The 19536-nt window shown below is 53.2% G+C and carries 18 protein-coding genes; 3 read left to right on the top strand and 15 right to left on the bottom strand.

Going from position 1 to position 19536, the window contains the following annotated elements; genetic code table 11:
* Positions 1 to 69 precede the first annotated feature (69 nt).
* Positions 70 to 636 carry an elongation factor P gene (efp, locus tag QWY82_RS00470; RefSeq protein ID WP_290259141.1) on the bottom strand — a complete coding sequence of 189 codons (567 nt, stop codon included), beginning with the start codon at positions 634 to 636 and terminating at the stop codon, positions 70 to 72.
* A 43-nt stretch (positions 637 to 679) separates the two neighbouring features.
* A complete protein-coding gene (gene earP, locus QWY82_RS00465) occupies positions 680 to 1810 on the bottom strand; it encodes an elongation factor P maturation arginine rhamnosyltransferase EarP (RefSeq protein ID WP_290259140.1) in 1131 nt (376 codons plus the stop codon).
* A 122-nt stretch (positions 1811 to 1932) separates the two neighbouring features.
* Between earP and QWY82_RS00460 the strand changes: the two genes are divergently transcribed.
* Positions 1933 to 2466: an META domain-containing protein gene (locus QWY82_RS00460; RefSeq protein WP_290259139.1), complete on the top strand. Its 534-nt coding sequence runs from the start codon at positions 1933 to 1935 to the stop codon at positions 2464 to 2466.
* On the opposite strand, the gene QWY82_RS00455 is transcribed toward QWY82_RS00460, so the two are convergent.
* From QWY82_RS00455 to trpE, 9 genes are all read right to left on the bottom strand, one after another.
* Positions 2441 to 2824, bottom strand: a complete 384-nt coding sequence (locus tag QWY82_RS00455; protein WP_290263396.1) for a VanZ family protein — start codon at positions 2822 to 2824, stop codon at positions 2441 to 2443. The two genes, QWY82_RS00460 and QWY82_RS00455, sit on opposite strands and share 26 nt — an antisense overlap.
* Positions 2824 to 4479, bottom strand: coding sequence for a mechanosensitive ion channel domain-containing protein (locus tag QWY82_RS00450; RefSeq protein ID WP_290259138.1), 1656 nt, complete (start codon positions 4477 to 4479; stop codon positions 2824 to 2826). The genes QWY82_RS00455 and QWY82_RS00450 overlap by 1 nt, the downstream gene beginning before the upstream one ends.
* Before the next feature lie 57 nt (positions 4480 to 4536).
* Complete coding sequence (locus tag QWY82_RS00445) at positions 4537 to 5169, bottom strand: 2OG-Fe(II) oxygenase (protein ID WP_290259137.1); 633 nt, start codon at positions 5167 to 5169, stop codon at positions 4537 to 4539.
* Between the two features lie 75 nt (positions 5170 to 5244).
* Positions 5245 to 7620 carry a fatty acid cis/trans isomerase gene (locus QWY82_RS00440; RefSeq protein WP_290259136.1) on the bottom strand — a complete coding sequence of 792 codons (2376 nt, stop codon included), beginning with the start codon at positions 7618 to 7620 and terminating at the stop codon, positions 5245 to 5247.
* 12 nt (positions 7621 to 7632) lie between these two features.
* Positions 7633 to 8226 (bottom strand): DUF2179 domain-containing protein, encoded by a 594-nt coding sequence (locus QWY82_RS00435; RefSeq protein ID WP_290259135.1) that lies wholly within the window; start codon positions 8224 to 8226, stop codon positions 7633 to 7635.
* Positions 8226 to 9023, bottom strand: a complete 798-nt coding sequence (trpC, locus tag QWY82_RS00430) for an indole-3-glycerol phosphate synthase TrpC (protein ID WP_290259134.1) — start codon at positions 9021 to 9023, stop codon at positions 8226 to 8228. Before trpC ends, QWY82_RS00435 begins: the two co-directional genes overlap by 1 nt.
* 27 nt (positions 9024 to 9050) lie before the next feature.
* Positions 9051 to 10088: an anthranilate phosphoribosyltransferase gene (gene trpD, locus QWY82_RS00425; protein WP_290259133.1), complete on the bottom strand. Its 1038-nt coding sequence runs from the start codon at positions 10086 to 10088 to the stop codon at positions 9051 to 9053.
* A 16-nt stretch (positions 10089 to 10104) separates the two neighbouring features.
* A complete protein-coding gene (locus tag QWY82_RS00420; protein WP_290259132.1) occupies positions 10105 to 10683 on the bottom strand; it encodes an aminodeoxychorismate/anthranilate synthase component II in 579 nt (192 codons plus the stop codon).
* A gap of 13 nt (positions 10684 to 10696) precedes the next feature.
* Positions 10697 to 12163 (bottom strand): anthranilate synthase component I, encoded by a 1467-nt coding sequence (gene trpE, locus QWY82_RS00415; RefSeq protein WP_290259130.1) that lies wholly within the window; start codon positions 12161 to 12163, stop codon positions 10697 to 10699.
* 354 nt (positions 12164 to 12517) lie between these two features.
* On the opposite strand from trpE, the gene QWY82_RS00410 reads away from it, so the two are divergent.
* Positions 12518 to 14683, top strand: coding sequence for a cation:dicarboxylate symporter family transporter (locus QWY82_RS00410; protein WP_290259129.1), 2166 nt, complete (start codon positions 12518 to 12520; stop codon positions 14681 to 14683).
* Positions 14684 to 14815: 132 nt separating this feature from the next.
* On the opposite strand, the gene QWY82_RS00405 is transcribed toward QWY82_RS00410, so the two are convergent.
* Positions 14816 to 15490: a phosphoglycolate phosphatase gene (locus tag QWY82_RS00405; protein WP_290259128.1), complete on the bottom strand. Its 675-nt coding sequence runs from the start codon at positions 15488 to 15490 to the stop codon at positions 14816 to 14818.
* A gap of 10 nt (positions 15491 to 15500) precedes the next feature.
* Complete coding sequence (gene rpe / locus QWY82_RS00400) at positions 15501 to 16181, bottom strand: ribulose-phosphate 3-epimerase (RefSeq protein ID WP_290259127.1); 681 nt, start codon at positions 16179 to 16181, stop codon at positions 15501 to 15503.
* Between rpe and QWY82_RS00395 the strand changes: the two genes are divergently transcribed.
* On the top strand, positions 16180 to 17391 hold the full coding sequence (locus tag QWY82_RS00395) for a DUF3530 family protein (RefSeq protein ID WP_290259126.1): 1212 nt from the start codon (positions 16180 to 16182) through the stop codon (positions 17389 to 17391). The genes rpe and QWY82_RS00395 overlap by 2 nt on opposite strands.
* 48 nt (positions 17392 to 17439) lie before the next feature.
* On the opposite strand, the gene QWY82_RS00390 is transcribed toward QWY82_RS00395, so the two are convergent.
* Together QWY82_RS00390 and QWY82_RS00385 are read right to left on the bottom strand one after the other, a co-directional pair.
* Positions 17440 to 18225, bottom strand: coding sequence for a hypothetical protein (locus QWY82_RS00390; RefSeq protein WP_290259125.1), 786 nt, complete (start codon positions 18223 to 18225; stop codon positions 17440 to 17442).
* A 1-nt stretch (position 18226) separates the two neighbouring features.
* Positions 18227 to 19483, bottom strand: coding sequence for a M48 family metalloprotease (locus tag QWY82_RS00385; RefSeq protein ID WP_290259124.1), 1257 nt, complete (start codon positions 19481 to 19483; stop codon positions 18227 to 18229).
* Between the last annotated feature and the right edge of the window lie 53 nt (positions 19484 to 19536).

Below are 19536 nucleotides of genomic sequence, written 5' to 3'. Positions count from 1 at the left end.
ATGTGGCATGAGTTTCACCCAGGCATAAAAAAGCCGCCAACAGTGGCGGCTTTTTCGACTAAGGCTGAATTAGCCCTTAGCGCGACCTTTGAATTCGCCGGTGCGGGTATCGATTTCGATGGCTTCGCCAATTTCGATAAACGCGGCTACTTGTACTTCAAAGCCATTGTCTAATTTTGCCAGCTTCATGACCTTGCCAGAGGTGTCGCCACGGGCGGCTGGCTCTGTGTAGGCAACGGTGCGCACGATGGTGGTTGGCAGTTCGATCGAAATGGCCTTGCCGCCGTAGAAAACCGCTTCGCTGACTTCGGTCATACCGTCGACAATAAAGTTTACGGCATCGCCGAGGTTTTCCTTTTCTACTTCAACTTGGTTGTATTCCTCGTCCATAAAGACGTACAAAGGATCAGCGAAGTAGGAGTAAGTAACATCCTTGCGCTCAAGGAATATGGGTTCTAACTTGTCGTCAGCCTTGAATACGGGCTCTTGCGAAGCGCCAGTGATCAAGTTCTTCAGCTTCATCTTACAGACGGCTGAGTTGCGACCGGATTTGTTGAATTCCGTTTTTAGTATCACCCAAGCTTGGCCATCAAGGTTCATGACCTGGCCTGCGCGGAACTCTTGTGCAGTTTTCATAGCTTAATCACCGAATTTTATAGGCATATCGAAACGCGCAGTACTATACCTGATTGCTGCAAAAATGCACGATATTTGAGGCTAGGTCGCCGTTCGCCATCTGCTTAGCTTGCCAACGCCGGGCGTGTAGGGCGATAGCGGGTAGTTGCTCTAACAGCAGATGCCAGCTGTTTTTGCTGGTTAATTGCGGTTGATTCCAGGCCCGGGAGGCCGCCAGTATTGCGTGCTTTACCGCCTCTGGGGCATCGGCCAGATAGAGTTCGAGGAAGGCTTCCAACTTGAGGATGTGAACCTCCTCTTGCTGTGGGTAGATATGCCAAACAAAGGGCTTCGCCAGCATTTGGGTGCGCACGAAGGATTCCTCGCCGCGCACAAAATTGAGGTCGCAGATGGCAAGCAGTTGGTCGTATCGAGACTGATCCATGAAGGCTAAGCCGTTCAGCGTTAGTTGGCCCTTGCGCACTTGCTCGCCTGCCAATAGCTGTCGGCCCAGCCAATGCGCCACGCCCGCCGCCATTCGGCCCTCAGGCACAAATAAGGTCACTGGTTTATTGTGCTGGCTCAGTGCTTCGAGCAGCTCGGGTAGCGCCGTATTTTCGTAGGAAAATAAGCTCGCAAGCAAGTCGGTGCTGGCGCAATGTGTTATGCCAAGCTCGGCAACAATACGCACTTTGGTGTCGCTGTCATTGCTGGTTTGTGATAGTTGGATGAGTGCTTGATCCCAGAGCAATCCTCCGGTATCGGCTTCGAAGCCGGGAAAGAAAAAAGTTTTCCGCATGCCTCTAACCGGCGACTGATTTAGGTGATAGTCTTTTACCCACTCTTCGGCGCTTAGGTACTCTAAGTTTATCCATATGGGTTTGGCACGCACCATGGCCTGAAGGTAATTGGTTGGCAACTCGCAGCCAAATGCCTCGACGACAACCTGGCCAACGACGGTTTCTGCGAAGGGCTTTTGCCAGCGTTTAATCAGCACGCCGGCACAGGTTTGCGATGTAAGCCTATGGTCGACGCTTGGCCAAAGCGCGTGAAAACTGATTAAATCGTCTACCCATAAGGTGACTTGAATGTTGTGCTCATTGGTTAGTTGTCGCGCCAATCGCCAACACACACCTATGTCGCCAAAGTTGTCGATAACGCGGCAGAAGATGTGCCATTGCAGATTGCGATTCATGAATGCTCCATGTAAGGCCATGGATTATAACGAATCTCCGCGCCGGTGGAACGACCGTCTTGCTGATAGTGGATGGCGCAGTAGTATTTTTAACTTTTTCAATAAAAATCAAGGTTGAGTTCATGATTAGGCAATCCTCGCGATTGAAAATGTCTGTGGTGATTAAGCGCAGCGCTTGTTTGGCGGTGTTGTTTTTACAACTAGCCTGCACACCCAGTGGGGTGAATCAGGATAATCGAGATAGTCAGGCCAACCAAACAAGCCAAGCGAGTGAAAAACTTGTGACGGCGAGTCAGTTGGCGCATCACCGCTGGGTGTTAAAAACCATCGATGGTGAAGCGGTCTTGTCTAATCGGGTGGGTGCTTATGGTAAAGGTCTAGTGCCTGAGCTGGATTTTGGCGAAGCACAACATGTTGGCGGTTTTGCCGGTTGCAATCAATTTAGCGGTCAGTTTGTGTTAAACGAGCAGGGGCAATTTAGAGTTGAACAGCTCGCCACTACCATGATGATGTGCTCAGACGACGCCATGCTACTGGAGCAGCGCTATGCGCGTATGCTCAATGAGTGGAGTCACATCGCCATTAAAAATAACGAATTAACTCTGCAGCAGGGCGAGCAGGTGTGGTTATTTAATTTGTTTGACTGGGTGCAATAGCTCGGGTTAAAGCGCGATCAATAGGCCGGGCTAGCCATTGGTAGAGTATTAAGCCCAGAATAGCGCCGCTGCCGTTGGCTACTAAGTCGAGCAGATCGAAACCTCTGTGGGGTACAAAGTGCTGCCCCACTTCGATGGCGAGTGAATAGAGCCACAAAAATAGAAACCGTTGCCAGTGATGCAGAGCCGGCTTGCTCAAACCCATGGATATACCGGCGATGGTATAGCCGGAAAAGTGCAGCAGCAAATCATTGGTTTGAGCCAATATCTCACCGGGATTTGGTGTTAAGCCAAAGCCGGCAAACAGCACTAGCAGTAGATAGAACTGCCAGTGCTTTAGTCTTTGATACAGCGCCATCACGCTGTTTTCTCTGTTTGGTAAATGTGAACGTCTCTCTGCGGGAAGGGAATGCTGATACCTTCGGCATCGAAGCGCAGTTTCACGGATTTTGTGACATCCCAATATACGTCCCAGTAATTTTCCGTCTCCACCCAGGGGCGAACAATAAAATCTACCGATGACTCATTTAACGTGTGCAACTTTACCGTGTGCTCGGGTTCGGATAATACCTGCGGGTGGGCATCGAGTATGTCTTTTAGTATTTTTTCGGCTTTCTCTATGTTGTCGCTGTAACCAATGCCGAACACCATGTCGACCCGGCGATGTTTTTGCGCCGTGACGTTGCGAATCACATCACCCCAAATTTTGTTGTTGGGAATAACCAGGGTCTGGTTGTCGATGGTTAAAATAGTGGTCGACACTAAATTCATCCGCTGTACTCGGCCCTGCACGCCAGCGGCTTCAATTAAATCGTCCACATCGTAGGGTCGATAGATCAGAATCATCATGCCAGAGGCGAAATTTCCCAGCGTATCCTGCAGTGCAAAGCCGACGATGAAGCCCGCCACACCTAGCCCGGCTAGAATCGGCGCCAAGGAAAACCCGAGTTGACTGAGGCCAAGTAGAATACCGATGAGCATAATCATGCGCCGGCACAGGTTTACCACCATCGTCTCCATTAAGAAAGACACTGGCATGGTGGATTTTGCCAGGCTCTTGCGCAGTAATTTTGCAACGGTGCGAGATAAGTAGTGGAATAGCAGCAGAATCAGTAAAAAGACAATAAGCTTAAAAAATAAACCGGCGCCATTATCCAGCACGTAGTTGGTGATATTTTTCAGCCATGTTTGCGAGAGTCGCTTGAGTAAATTGACATCGAGGATATCGGCCGTGATGTCGCCGGTGCTGTTAATTAAAATCTCTTTGTAGCGGCCGCTTTCCAAGCCATTTTCTTGCAATAGGGCGACGGTGCTTTTTAGGCTCTCGGTGTTGATGTTTTGTTTGTCTTCTAAAGATTTGACCTTTTGTTGCGTGCCGGCATCGTCCGGCGAGGCCGTCAGGCTGTGTAAATTTGCCTCCAGTTCCTTTTGTGTTAAGGCAATTTGACCCGCCAAGACCTCGGCCCTCTGCTGCAAGGCGCGATGTAAATAGGCGGTTGATTCGGCGTTATCGAGCTTTAAGTCGGCTAAATTTTTAGCGTGCTGAGTCAGGGTTAAATAGGCGTGATCGATAAAAGTGTTGTGTTCTAGGTAACTTGCCATCCAAGTAATAGACAGCGCTTCGTGGGTTTCTTCTAGCTTGTCTAGGGCGACGAGCCGGCGGTTGATGGCCGTTTTAATCTGAGGCCCAAGCGCTAATAGCTGCGGTGCCAGCTTGGCTTTTAGCTCGGTAAGTTCAACACCGTCATTTTCCTCCGCCACAATGCGGTCGGTTAAGGTGTCAAATGCCGTTAACAGTTCCAGCTGCCGCCCGGTGATACGCAGCTGCAATGACGCCTGCCTTTCACCCGCTAGCGCTTTTGCCTCTGTCTGTAGTTGGGCGATTTCTCGGGAAAGATTCTGCGTGTTTTGATACAGCATCTCGACCGAAGTACTTTGTGCCCGCGCAGGTGAGTAGCCGAACAGCAATGCGGTGACGAGGAGGGCGTAGGTATAGATTTGTATATGGCGCATGCGTGGTTCCTTCCAGACAGCTAAAGAAGGCGTTATTCAAACATAATTTTGTATCAGTTACAGTGGGTTTGCGCCGTCGAGGTTGCGTCGAAACCAGCCTGAAATGGAGAACCGGTCGCGCGCTGCGGGCAATACTTCGTGTGGAAAGTCTTCACTCCAAAACAGCACTAGGTCGCCAGCCACTGGCCAGATTTGAGCTTCAATGGCTGTGTCTGCATCGTTGTAAATCACCAGTTCGCCGCCATCGTCGGCACACCATTGCGGGTTCAAGTAGCAAACGCTGGTTAGCACCCTGGCATTTGAGCCGCGCAGTGCATCGCGATGCTTGCGGTAGAAGGCGCCGACGGGGTAGTGGGCGAAATGCGCTTCATATTCGAATAAGCCGGCGAAGAAGGCTTGGTTAACCGCTAGGCGAATGGCCTCCATGCGCGCTAGGTACTGGGCTTGTACGGCGCTAGCGCCATTCAGCCAGACCGTTTTGTCGCGCCGAATTTTTTCGTTGGTTTGGCCTGCGCTGCCGATACCGGCGTCGGCCCATTCTTGTTGTCTTAACGCTTCGCGCTTGAGCTCGGCAGTTAGCGCCGGTTCGAGGAAGCCTTCAATATGCACCCAGCCCTTAGTGCTAAGGCGCTCGAGATAATCACTTGCGCCAGCATTGGCTGCCGGCAAGGTGAGTGATGGCTGCGCCATGGCAAGGGCTCAATAATAAGTGGGGGCGCGATTTTAGTGCCGATTTTTTCATCGGCACAAGCTTTATTTCTGCGCTCAGCGATTTTCTAGGCGATTGTAGTCCAGCAGGCCATAGCTGATAGGTTCCTGCTGGCGATAGAGTTTGTGTAACTCATCGCTAAGGGCCCAAAAATTTGGGTTGTTGCGCCTGACGCCAAAGGCGTCAACCAGAGCTTGGTAGTCCTGCGCCGACTGTAGGCGAGCTACGCGCTGATTGAAGCCAGGCAAAGCCTCGTTGCCAAGTTTAAACAGCGCGTTTGGATAGGTGGTTAAGATGCCATTCGCCACCGTTAAGGTGTCTTCGTCGACCAGTCGATTGCGGCCTTCGAGCAATAAGCTGGTGATATTTTGATGCGCCTTGTTGTGCAGCAGTGAGATGACTGCTGGCCTGAGCGGCGGCTCCTGTTCAATGATGAGCAGGCTGCTATCGGGTAGCCATTGTAAATGTTTACCGCGCTGGTTTTGCAGGCCGAGTAAGTGTCGCTGAGTGGTTGGCGACAGGTGCAGATTAGTGTCGATATCGTGGTTGAGATTGCGCACGCCATCGAGGTGAGACTTCAATTTTTGGTACAGTTCGGCCTTGGGGTTGTCGCTGCTAAAGGTGAGCTGGGTTTGCCACTGCTCGCTTAGGCCCGCGCCTTTAAAGTAGGTGGGTACTATGTCTTCGGCACCGCGATACCAGTACGCCAGCTCTTGGTGCGCGGTTTCTTTAGGCAGTAAACTCAGGAAAGTCTGCTCGCCTTCCATGCGTAAAAAATCCATGTAGGTGCGGGTCAACAGTTGATGCCCCACGTTGCCGTACACATCAAAACCGGCCACCAGCAAATAGTGAATGCGCTCGAGCAGTGGGTAGGTAATGACCCAAGCGGTTTTGGGGTCATTGCCAATCAGGCCTTGAGCGACAGTGGCGTTATCAAAATGTCTGAATACCGTCAGCGCTGCATTCGGATTATCGCCGTCGCCTTGCCAAACCATGTTGATGTCTGGGCCCTTGTAGCGCGCCAGTTTGGTTTTAATTAGCTGGTCTTGCGCCTTTAGGTAGGCTTGTTGTTTTTCCGAATAGGTGAGCCAACCGGCTAGAGCGCCGGCCGAGCTATCGCGCTCAGCTGGCAAATCCAAGTTGTCGCTGTTGTTGGCCAGGAAGTCAGCAAACTCGGCAATGTCTGGATAATCCGGGTCAACAAAAAATACCCAAAATTGATCGTTGATAACGTTCAATGCGGTTTGGCCACGGCACACCGGGCCCTTAATAAAACCCATAATGGTGTATTGGCTTTCTTCCAGCATGAAGCGGTAGCGAATTTTCGGTGGAATATGCTGAAACGTTTTAAACGGGTTGGCAGAGGTTGCCAAATCGTAACTGGGCAGCGACGGCACCGCGTAATCCGAGCCCAAAAACCATTCGCGCCACTTACTTAAGCGCGCCTTGTTGAGGGCATAGGGCATGTGGTTTTTTGCCACAATGGTCTCGGGGTAAAAAATCAGTCGGTAGTAAACCCTTTTTACCCCTGGGTCATCAAAAGGTCGGCGCGAGCTGATGCGCTCTACCGGTTGCCCGGGCGGGGTGGCTGAGCGCACTAGCCTAAAAAATTGACGCTCGGCGCCGTCGTCGAAATACAAATTGGCGAGGTAGAGATGCTCGAAAATATAGCGGCTGGCGAGTTGGTTTTTGTTGTCGTTGCCGTTTAAAAATGTTTCCCAGTCAGCAATTTGGGCACTGAGTTCAGGCGAAAAATGAGCGCTAAGATCAAAGCCGCGGGCGCCAGATGTGATCCAGTTGGTTAAGGTTTGATGTTCCTCCTGGCTTAAACCGGGCAAGCCATAGGGCATACCGGCTAAGGGAAAGTCAGCAGCGTAGGTGTCGAATTCTTCGATGCTCGGGCAGCTTTGGCTACGGTCGAGGGCGAAATCGAATTGGCTGTCGGGCAGCGGTCCATTGCTTGGCAGTGGGTGGCGTTGTTTCAGTTCGAGCATTTGCATCAGAACACTGGCCTGTTGATTGGCCGGCTCAGATTGCTCGCGCTCGTTGAGCACCGGGAAAAAGCCTTTCAAGCGCCATTGCTCGGTGCTGTCGGCGTCTTCGTACAGGCGCGTTAAATTTGCTGCTAACAATCGTGCACCGTCGTAGACGCGCTCTTTATTGGCGCCGCGCTCGAGCCCGGTCATGGATTCTAACTTAAGTTGGCAAGGCGCATCGTAGCAGCCGTGGCACACCACGCAGCGATTGTCGATGATGGGTTTTACTTCGCGCAGGTAATCGGGCACGTCGGTATTGCTCACCGCAAAAGACGCGGCGCTGGCTCGATTGATGGGCGAGCTAGGGCCAAAGCGCTTATCCCATTGTTGTGTGGCGAGAAAACTACAGCCCGTCACAATCAACAGCAACAGGGACACAATAAAAGATCTAGGCATGGAATCTCCGCGCTATTTGCGCTTGCCAACCACCCGCCAACCGGCGTTGATGAGTGGTCGTTCAGTGTTGAGGAGTTGATCGACTTGAAATTGCTTTTTGATATCCGAAGTGGTGTAGAAAGCGCTGGGGTCAATGCTATTCACCAGACGGCATAAATCGGGGATGCGTTTGCGGCTCTCCGAGATCAGCAAAATTTCGACATCTTTTTCATCGTCGAAGCGCGCCGCTAATTCAATTACTGAATAGTTGTGCTTGCGCAGTTCTTTGGCTAGGCAGATATCGGGGCTTTCCGTGACAATGCGCACCAGTTCGCGTCCCATGGCGAGCTTCGCTTCGATGGTGATGCCGACGTAATTACCGGCGGCAAAACCGGCGGCGTAGGCTACGGCTAAGTACCACTGGTCGAGATGGGTAATGACCTGGCTGGCGGCAGCAACCCATAACAACACTTCGAAAAAACCGACAAAAGCAGACAGCGCGCGATAGCCACGAAATACCATCAAGGTGCGTAGGGTGCCTAAACTCACATCTAATAAGCGCGCGCAAAAAATGGCGCAGCACAACAGCACTGGGTACTGATGCAGAAAGGCCAGTGCGTCGCTCATTAGTTAAACATTTCCATCAGTCGACGCCCGGGCTCTTCGTCGCGCATGAAGGCTTCGCCCACGAGGAAGGTATTAACATCGTGGCCGCGCATAATCTTGACGTCGTCGATATTGTGTATGCCCGACTCGCTGACCACAATGCGGCCGCTGTCGATGTGGGGCAACAGGCTAAAGGTAGTCTCGAGGCTAGTTTCGAAAGTGTGTAAATTGCGGTTGTTGATGCCTATTAATTTGTTAGGTAATTCGAGTGCAAGGTCGAGCTCGGCGCGATCGTGAACTTCGACTAACACGTCCATGCCCAGCTCGAGCGCGGTTTTATTGAGATCGTGTAGTTGGCTGCGGCTTAGCGCCGAGACGATAAGCAATATGCAGTCGGCACCGATAGCGCGGGCCTCGGCAATTTGGTAGTCGTCGATAATAAAGTCTTTACGAATGACCGGCAGGCTGGTGGCGGCGCGAGCCTGTTTTAGGTAGGTTTCATGGCCTTGGAAAAAGTCGGCATCGGTGAGTACAGACAGGCAGGCGGCACCGCCTTTTTCATAGCTCTTGGCAATTTCTGTGGGCTCGAAATTGGCTCGGATAACGCCTTTGGATGGCGACGCTTTTTTCACTTCGGCAATAACCGCGGCTTGCTGCTGTGCCAACTTGCGCTCGATAGCGGCAACAAAGCCGCGCACCGGTGACTGCGTCTTGGCCGTAGCCAACAGTTGTTGCACGCTGATTTTCGCGCTGCGCTCGGCGATTTCTTCTTGCTTGCGTGCCAATATTTTTTTGAGCACGTCAGGTGTGTCTGTCATGGGAAAGCCTAGTTGTATGTTTGAGTGCTACGCCGACTTTAAACAGTCGGTGAAGGCGGCGAGTTCCTGAATTTTTTCCTTGGCAAGGCCGGAGCCGATGGCGTCTTGGGCCATGGCTATACCTTGTGCCAGCGAGCTGGCAATACCGCTGACATAAATCGCGGCGCCAGCGTTGAGAGCGATAATGTCAGCGGCCTTGTGGGCGGCCTCATTGTCGCGTTTGCCTAATGCGTTTTTGATTAGGGCTAAGGATTGCTCGGCGTTATCGACGGATAAACCGGCCAAACTTTGACTGGCCAAACCAAAGTCTTCCGGTTTGATGGTGTATTCAGTAATGCTACCAGCTTTGAGCTCGGCCACGTGGGTTGGCGCGGCCAGAGAGATTTCATCAAGGCCGTCTTCGGCGTGCACCACAAGCACGTGCTCCGAGCCGAGGCGGGATAACACTTCGGCCATAGCGCGGCACAGGGCTTTGTTAAACACCCCAATCACCTGGCGCTTGACCATGGCGGGGTTAGTCATGGGGCCGAGCATATTAAAAATCGTGCGCAAGCCCATCTCGCGGCGCGGGCCAATGGCGTGTTTCATGGCGCTGTGGTGCGCGGGCGCAAACATAAAGCCCACACCTAAGGTATCGATGCATTTTTTAACTTGCTCTGGGCTCAGGTCTAAATGAACGCCGGCGGCTTCCAATACATCGGCGCTGCCGGTGGAGCTGGAAACGGAGCGGTTGCCGTGCTTGGCAACCCGGCCACCACTGGCCGCCACTACGAAGGCGGCAGCGGTGGAGACATTAAACAAATTGGCGCCGTCGCCACCGGTGCCGCAGGTGTCGACCAAATGGGTTTGATCGATATCCACCTTCGCCGCCAATTCGCGCATAACGCTGGCGGCACCGGTGATCTCGTCGATGGACTCGCTCTTCATGCGCAAGCCCATGAGCAGGGCGCCAATTTGTGCTGGGGTGGCGGCGCCGGTCATCACCGTGCGCATTAACGCGGTCATCTCAGCTTGGCTAAGGGACAGGCCTTGGGCGATATGATTGAGTGCTGCTTTAATATCCATTTAGGTCTTGCACCCCTTAAGATTTTAAAAAGTTATCGAACAGCTCGTGACCCTGTTCCGACAAAATAGATTCCGGGTGAAATTGTACGCCTTCCACGTTTAAGCTTTTATGGCGCACGCCCATGATTTCGTCCATGGAGCCATCGTCGTGCTGAGTCCAGGCGGTAATTTCCAGACAGTCGGGTAGGCTCGCCTTGTCGATCACCAGCGAGTGATAGCGGGTGCACACGAGCGGATTTTTTAAGCCCTTAAACACGCCCACGTTGTTGTGATAAATGGGCGAGGTTTTTCCGTGCATAACGGCGCGCGCGCGCACAATTTTACCGCCGAACACTTGGCCGATGGATTGGTGGCCCAGACAAACGCCGAGGATCGGCAGCTTGCCTGCGTAGGCTTCGATCGCCGCCATGGAAATGCCCGCTTCATTGGGCGTGCAGGGGCCGGGCGATACCACAATGCGCTCGGGCGCTAATTGGGCTATGTCGGCCACGCTAATTTCATCATTGCGCACCACTTTTACCTCGGCCTTAAGCTCGGCTAAGTACTGCACCACGTTGTAGGTAAAGGAGTCGTAATTATCAATCATGAGTAACATTGCGATGACCCCCTTATAGAACCATGTCGACGGCGCGGAACATGGCGCGTGCTTTGTTCATTGTTTCTTTCCACTCCAGTGCCGGCACCGAATCCGCCACCACGCCGGCACCGGCTTGAATATAGAGGGTGCCGTTTTTAATCACCGCGGTACGAATGGCAATGGCGGTATCCATGGCGCCGTTCCAAGCTAAATAGCCGATAGCGCCGCCGTAGATGCCGCGCTTTTCGCTTTCGAGTTCGTCGATAATTTCCATGGCGCGAATCTTCGGCGCGCCCGATAGGGTGCCGGCTGGTAATGCTGCGCGCAAGACATCCATCGCCGTCAGCCCGTCTTTTACCTGGCCGGTGACGTTGGAGGTGATGTGCATCACGTGGCTGTAGCGCTCTACCACCATTTTGTCGGTGAGCTTCACGGTGCCGGTGTTGGCGACGCGACCGACATCGTTGCGGCCTAAGTCGATGAGCATTAAATGCTCGGCAATTTCTTTTGGATCGTTCACAAGATCTTGCTCGAGTGCTAGATCTTCGGCTTCCGTATGGCCGCGGCGGCGGGTGCCGGCGATGGGCCGAACCGTGACTTCGCCATCTTCGAAACGGGCCAAAATTTCCGGGCTTGAGCCAACCACTTGGTGATCGCCCAAGTCTAAAAAGTACATGTAGGGCGAGGGGTTCAAGCAGCGCAGGGCGCGGTAAAGGTTTAACGGCTCGGCGCTAAAGGGAATGGATAAACGCTGCGATACCACTACTTGCATGGTGTCGCCGGCCAATACGTAATCTTTGATTTTCGCCACGGCTTGGTTGAAGTTCTGCTCGCCAAAGCTGGAGGTGAAATCCGCTTCCCGCGCCGCTTCACCTTTTAACCGCATGGCGGCGGTTTTGGGCGCTGGCTCGGCCAGTCGCGCTTCCAGTTGATCTAGGCGCGCCTGTGCCTTCTGGTAGGCCAGCGGCTCGGCGCTGTCGGCGTGGACGATTAAAATGAGTTTACCGGCTAAGTTGTCGAACACTAACAGCTCGTCCGACACCATCAATAGAATATCCGGCGTGCCGATCACATCTTTCGGTTGGCTGGCTTTTAATTTCGGCTCCACATAGCGCACACAGTCGTAGCCGAAATAGCCCACAAGGCCGCCGTTAAAACGCGGCAGGCCGTCTAGCTCGGGCGCTTTGAAGCGGGCTTTGTAGTCGTCGACGAAGGCAAGCGGGTCGGCGGATTGGTGCTGCTCTACGATCTCGCCGTCAATTTCGATGGCAATGTCGTCGCCGGTGACGCGCAGTACTTGCCGTGCGGGCAGGCCGATGATCGAGTAACGGCCCCATTTCTCACCGCCCTGTACCGATTCCAGCAAATAGGAATAGGGGCCTTTGGCGAATTTTAAATAGGACGATAGGGGTGTGTCTAAGTCGGCTAGCAACTCGCGCGTTAAAGGAATGCGGTTGAAGCCTTGCAGGCAAAGTTGGTCAAACTGATCCGGTGTCATGGGGAACCCTTGGTTTTATGTGGCGACAGGCATGGCAGAGCCATGGGCTAACTGGTGTTAAATCAGCTACGCCATCGCAAGCAGGCGGCTTGCTGCAGAATTGGGGCCATGAAGGTATCCAATTGCACACTGTGCTCCAAACGGGTCGTTCCTAGAGGTGCGCTAGTGTACTGAAAAGAGCCAGTCTTGCCTACCTTGGCCCTTGGATCTGTGCCAATCAGCGGCTTTTTTGTTGCTGCTGTTGCATCTTTCCGCCCAGTGAGTACCAACGCTGGGTGGTTTGGCCGATAATGCCCCGCTTGGCTGGCCGATCAGCTACCGTTGTATGACTTCTATATTCAGGAACCTTGTTTGATGTCGCTATCCACAAAAATTATTTTAGGCTTGTTGTTGGGCTTGGCTGCGGGTGTGGGCTTCGGCGAGCGCATGACGGCGCTGAATATTGTCGGCGATATCTTTTTAGGGTTGCTGCAGATGACCGTGCTGCCCTACATCATGGTGTCGCTGGTGGCGGCGGTTGGTGCCTTGAATAGGGGGCAAGCCAAGGCCCTGGCTAAATATGGCGCCTTAGTCTTGGCTATTTTGTGGGGCTTTACCTTGGTGCTGATTGCCTTGGCAACTTTGTCCTTTCCCGATTGGACCTCGGCCTCTTATTTCAGCCCATCGATGTTAGAGCCGGCGCAGCGCTTTGATTTTTTAGCTAATTTTCTGCCTGCCAATATTTTTTCTGCGCTGGGCGCCGGTGCCGTGCCCGCGGTGGTGGTGTTCTCGCTGTTTTTGGGGGTGGCAGTATTGCGGCTCGGCCAAAATAACGACTTTTTAAAGCTGATTGATTCCTTGCAATCTGCCATCGGTGAAATGGCGGCGCTGGTAATGAAGACGGCGCCGGTTGGTGTGTTCGCCATTGCCGCCAGCGCTGCCGGTACCTTGGAGCTGGAGGATTTAAAGGGCCTGTATGTGTATTTGGTGACGCTGACCTTGCTCTGCCTCGTGCTGACCTTTTGGCTCTTTCCCATGCTGGTGAAAACCTTGACCAAGTGGCGCTACAGCGAGGTGTTGAATATCAGCAAAGACGCCTTGATTACCGCCTTCGCCACGGGCAATTTATTTATCGTGCTACCGATCATCGCCGAGAACACCCGCAAGTTATTTTTGCGCTCCTACGAGCACGCCTCGCCCCAAGCCAACTTGGTGGAAGTGGTGGTGCCGGCGGCTTTTTCATTGCCGGTTGCCGGCAAGTTGATGGCACTGTTATTTGTGTTATTCGCCGGTTGGTTTGGCGGCGAGCCAGTGGCCATTGCCGATTATCCCCAGTTGTTATTAAGCGGTTTGGTGAACCTGTTCGGCTCCAGTTTTAATGCCGTGCCAAGCTTATTGCACAGCTACAAAATTCCGGCCGAATTCTTTGAATTATTTTTGGTGTCGGAAAATATTATCTCCAATCGTTTAGGTGCCATGACCTCGGTGATGTTTGTGGTGGTGCTTGCGATTTTGGTGGCCAGCGGCGCCGATCATAAATGGCGCTGGAGTGTTAAGGCGCTGTTGCGTTTTGTGGTTGCCACACTGCTGTTGGTGGTGGTTATGTCGCTGACTTTGCGCAGCCTTTACAAAATGGTTGGCCACGATTACACCGCCTACTCTGAGTTCATCAGTCGCGATTTACTTTTAACCAAGGCGCCGAGTAAAAATACGTTGCAAGTACCCGCCGTGTTGCCGCAGGAGCCCGCCGGCAATACCCTTGCCCGCATTCAAGCGCGCAAGCTCTTGCGCGTGGGTTATTTTAGAGATTGGTTGCCCTATGCGTTCCACAATCAGCAGGGCGATTTGGTCGGTTTGGATGTGGAAATATGGCATCAGTTGGCGCGCGATTTGGGTGTTGCGGTAGAGTTTGTGCGGGTCTACCGAAAAGATGCAAAACGCCTATTGGATGCGCGCTACTTAGACATGACCGCCGGTGTTGCCATGACGCCCAGTGCCATCGCAAACTTTACCTTAGCGGCGCCACACTACCAGGAAAGCCTCGCGCTGTTGGTGCGTAAATCTCGCCGCACAGAATTGCGCGAGTGGCAGGAAATCGGCAGCAGTAATCGCCTGAGATTGGGTGTGCCAAACACCTATTACCTTGCCGGCTCTTTACATCAAGCCCTGCCCAATTGGCGCGTGGCGGAAATTAGTTCACCGCGCGAATTTTTGCGCGGCGATAAAGTGGATTTGGACGCGGTGATCTTTGGTGCGGCCGGCGCCTCCGCTTGGACTTTACTCTACCCAGAATTTGCCGTGGTGGTGCCGCAGCCGGCACTGCCTGCAGTGCCCATGGCCATGCCGCTGAGCAGTAATGATTTGGAGTTCGTACTGTATATGTCGCAGTGGTTTCAAGTGCGTCGCGCCGACGGCACACTGACAAAACTCACCGATTATTGGATTCGCGGCAAGCGCAAAGATACCGATAGTCATCGCTGGAACCTATGGGATGACGTGATTCGAGCGCCTGCCAGCTCAGGTGATGAGCTGGCGCCTTAAGCCTAGCCGCGGCGACGGAAGTTTAGCGGGGCTTGGCTCGGAAAAGTGCGATGCGGCAACAAAGTGCTAAGCGAAAAAAGCGGCTTAAAACCAGTGTCAGAAAACCTTTGCGGTAAAAATCGCCGAGTTAATTTACTGCACCAGGGCGCTGAGAGAATCGATCACCAAGGTCGGGTTTAAGCTGGCCACTGGTGCGCCATTATCGTAGCCAAAGTTGACCGCGACCACGGCGATACCGGCATTTTTTGCGGCGTTAATATCGGCACTCGAGTCGCCCACCATCACGCATAAAGCTTTGTCGCACCCGGCATCTGCTATGGCCTCGAGCAGCATATCGGGCGCCGGCTTTTTCTCGGCCACGCACTCGCCACCCAACACCAAGCGAAAATAACGGGCAATGCCCAAATGCTGCAAAATCGGTTGGGCAAATTGCACCGGTTTATTGGTTACTAAGGCCATGTCGATATCGGCGTCACTCAGGGCTCGCAGGAGCTCCATGGCGCCCGGGTAGAGCCGGGTTTGGCGCGTGCAGCAGAGGGTGTAAGCGGCGCGCCATAGGGTCATAGCGACTTCTTGTTGGCCAGCTTCTATACCAGCATCTTGCAGCGCCCGCGCCACCAAGGTGGCCGCGCCATTGCCCACCCAGCTGCGCACCTTGGCCTCGCCTGCGGGCTCGGCGCCGAGCGAGGTCAGCATGGTGTCGGTGGCAGTGGCGATGTCGGGTACCGAATCGATTAAGGTGCCATCCAAATCAAACAGTACCAACTTAGGCAGTTGGCCCTGGCAAAGATCGCGCAATGTTTTCATAAGTGAGTTATTACGCCTTGGCCAGTTCCGCGCGCATAGCGGCGATGGCGCTTTCATAACTCGAGGCGCCAAAAATGGCCGAACCAGCCACGAAGGTATCGGCACCGGCGCGGGCAATGTCGGCGATATTGCTTGGCGTTACGCCACCGTCAATTTCCAAGCGAATTTTTTGTCCGCTTTTGGCGCTTTGCGCGTCGAGTAGGGCGCGCGCCTCGCGCAATTTATCCAGGGTCTGCGGAATGAATTTTTGACCGCCGAAACCTGGGTTCACCGACATCAGTAGCAACATATCGAGTTTGTGCAACACCGGTTTTACGATATCTACCGGCGTCGCGGGGTTTAACACTAAACCGGCCTTACAGCCCTTGTCGATGATCAGCTGTAGCGACCTATCCACGTGCTTCGAGGCTTCTGGGTGAAAGGTAATGTAGCTGGCGCCGGCATCGGCGAATTGCACGATCAAGTCGTCCACTGGCTCAACCATTAAGTGCACATCGATGGGCGCGGTAATGCCGTATTTACGCAGCGCTTTGCACACCATGGGGCCAAAGGTGAGGTTGGGCACATAGTGGTTATCCATCACGTCGAAATGCACGATATCCGAGCCTGCGGCTAGCACCTTGTCAACATCTTCTCCTAAACGGGCTAAGTCGGCCGATAAAATGGACGGGGCTATGAGATAGTCGGTCATGATCAATCCAAGGCAAGAAATGTGGCGCCATTGTACGCAACTGCCGGTGCAAGCCCAAGTGGCAACGGCAACTTCAGCAGCGACTAAACTTGTTGTTATTCTTTATCGGGAGATGCCAGTGCGATACGGGCTTTTAGTGGTGATAATGGCTGTTTACCTGCTCGGTGCTTGGGCTCAGGCGCAGGTGCAAGTGCCCACAACCGCGCCAGAAACGGCTGCGGCGCCGGCACAGGAAGCAGAGCCGGTAGCGGACGGAGCAGCTGAAACTGAAGCGGAAAAAGAGGTAGCGTCGGAACCACCTATCTATAAAAGCCGGGCGATACGAGACATGAGCCTCGTTGCGCAAGCGACGCCCAGCGATCAGGTGCTCTGGTGGCCCGAAGGTGAAAACCAAGTCTTGGCACTTTTTAACCTCGCGATCAGTGCCGAGCCAGTGGGCGCGGTGTTGTTTGTTCAAGATCAGGATTTACATGCCATACGCCCACAGCGACTGCAGCGCTTGCGCTTGGCCTTACCGGAATTTGGTTGGACCACGCTCATGGTAACCCTGCCGCCTCCGGATGCCTTGCCGGTACCGGAGCGCGAGCTGCCGGCGTCACCCGAGCCTGCCGCCGATGCAACAGCGTCGGCCGAGTCGGCGGCAACGCCAAGGCCGGAAACCGAGGAGGTATTTGATGACACCAGCGGCACAGTGGCCTCTGTGGACCAGCTCAACACCCCAGAACCGGAGGCGCCCACGCCCAAAGCACCGGCCAAACCCGCCAGCGACATCGTCGATGCCCGCTTAGCCCAGGCCATCCGGCATTTACACGATAACGGCCAATTCAATTTGGTGTTGATCGCCGAGGGCGCCGGCGCTGTGCGGGCAGCTAGGCTGGTGGCGCAAATGGGCTTTGATGGTTTTAGAGCGGTTGTGCTGCTCGATGCGCGCAATCAGTTGCAGGGTGAGGCGGGTGACTTAGTTGGGGTGATTGCCAAACTATCGGTGCCGATGTTGGATTTGTATGAAGACAGGCATATCGCCGACCCAAGCGATGTATCCGCGCGGGCCGTTGCCGCTAAACGCGCGGGCCATGAGCATTACGTGTCGTTACAAATGCCGGTTTATGAGCCCAGCCAAGACCGCGTCATAAAACGGGTGCGCGGTTTCTTAGATGCGCATGCCAAGGGCGTGAAGGTGGACAATGCGCAGGTGATCGATGCGCCCTAGTTGCAGCTCCTCCGGTGGAGGAGCCTAGGTGCTTTAATGCCGTGGGTTTTATTGTAACGTTTTTACTTCGGGGGGCATTTCGCCGTTAGTGGCGTCTGGGCCCGGAGCGGCCAGTTCATTTTTCCACGTCACATCAGGCAGCTCTTGTAGGGCGTGTCCCGCCAATGCGCTGCTCACTTGTGGCAGCGCCTTTCTGTTCGACCAAATTAACCGGCCGCCCGCTGTTTCTACCAGCGCTATGTCGAGCGTAGCTCCTTCTGTGTTCTGTACAGGAATAACCGCACCCATGGTTAACACGCCCACTAACACACTGGTGCCCACATCTTTGGCAATCATACCGGCCGATTTCTTTGCGCCTTGAAAGTGCATTAACAGCATTGAGTCGGCGCCAGTTTTTTCAGCAATAGCGTTGGCGACTGGGCCCATGCTGGTTTGGAACGAACTTTTTTTCTCCTCGCTAACAAAGCCTGTGACGTAGAGCTCTTGTTTAGCCGCGTTCCAGGCTTCGGTGCACTGGGTGACTGCGTAGGCGAATTCTTCATCGGCAAGCATTTCGCCAGCTATGTCGAAATCGATAACGGTCAGACCTTCGGATTTTAGCTTTCCTTTCGCTTGCGCGGTAATTTCGGCGGCGATTAACAGTTGATCTTCCGTGAGTTCTTCATTGTCGCCATCGAAGGCCACGAGTTCGATATCCACATCCGGTGGAATTATAACAACGGTGCTCACTTCCTTGGCGATATCGGCATAGTCTTGATGCTGTCTAACGCTGGTGTTAGATACACAGGCGGATATTAAAAGGCAGAGCAGACTAATCAACCCAATTTTTTTCATGTTATTTCTCATTATTCGTGGTGTGTAGTTGTTTAACTTTCATTTCGATAAAGCGCCGGTCTGGTATTTTTTCGAAGCTTAGGTACCTATCAAGATAGTCAATGGCCTCAGACGTCTTACCTTGATAGCTAAGCAGTAAGCCAGTGCCGCGAACTGCGTTGGCATTGTCAGCAGATAACTGGAGGGCGAGTTGGTAATGGGTGTTGGCTTGCTGTTCGAAGATGACTAGGTTGTCGTCGATGTACTGTTTGGCGATCTCGGTTTTTTCATCGTACAACCATGCCCGCTCTTGTGCGGCGGTGAGTTGGTTTTCAAGCCGCAGTCGGTAGCTGTCGCCAATATAGGCGTGGATAAGCGCATTTTCACCTTGATGCAAAATAGCGGCTTCTGCGGTTTCTTGGGCTAACTGATATTGACGTAATCGCAAACGCATTTTCAGCGTCGCCTCGGTCAATTCTGCTTTGAATTTTTGAAATGTCTCTGAGTCAACCGTGTTGCTATGGCTTGGCAGACCATGGGTTTCGATATAGGTGGTGGCGCTTTTTTTACGGGTCAATGCATCCGGATGGCTGGCCCAGATGGAGGTGCTGTCTTTGTTGTGTTTGACCTCTTTAAGTTGGTCGAAGGTGTCCACTACCTTGCTTAAGTCATAGTCTGTTGTGCTTAAAAACACGAGTGCCCGCTCATCGGCTTCGGTTTCTAAATCTCTGCTGTAGCTGGCAATATTCGAAACAGCGGCAAGATAAGAAAGGCCTGTTCCGGCCAGGAAAAAATCGGCAATATGCGCACCGACGATATCATTGCGGCGGCTGACTTTGGATTTAAATGCGTGTCGATTGATAATGTGAGCCGCCTCGTGCGCCATGACAAAAGCGAGTTGCGACTCATTATCTAGACGGTTTAAAAGCCCAATGTTTAAGTAGATGTTGCCGTTGGGTAGGGCGAAGGCGTTGACCGATGGGTCGCGCATCACGAAAAAGCGAAGCTCGAATTTTTCTTTGATGATTTGCGGTTGGATATCCGTGGATACTTTATTGATATAGCGAGTGAGTGCCGAGTCTCGGTAGATGAGCCCTTTGCGCACGAACTCGTCGTGCAAGCGCTCGGATTCATCAAACAGTTCGCGCTCTTCAGGGTCTGCGAAGTAGGTGGTTTGCTGATCGGAAATGGGGTTAATTGATTTTGTTGAACTGGTGGTGCAAGCGCCTACTAAGGTGGTGGCGGCCAGTATAGCTACGAGCAATCTATCCTTGATCATTGTTTATCCAATAGATGTATCAGCGGTTTTTATTGTAATTGCGCCAGATGTTC

This window comes from Simiduia curdlanivorans (assembly GCF_030409605.1).
GTDB classification, from domain to species: domain Bacteria; phylum Pseudomonadota; class Gammaproteobacteria; order Pseudomonadales; family Cellvibrionaceae; genus Simiduia; species Simiduia curdlanivorans.
This window is presented reverse-complemented; position numbering and strand designations above follow the sequence as displayed.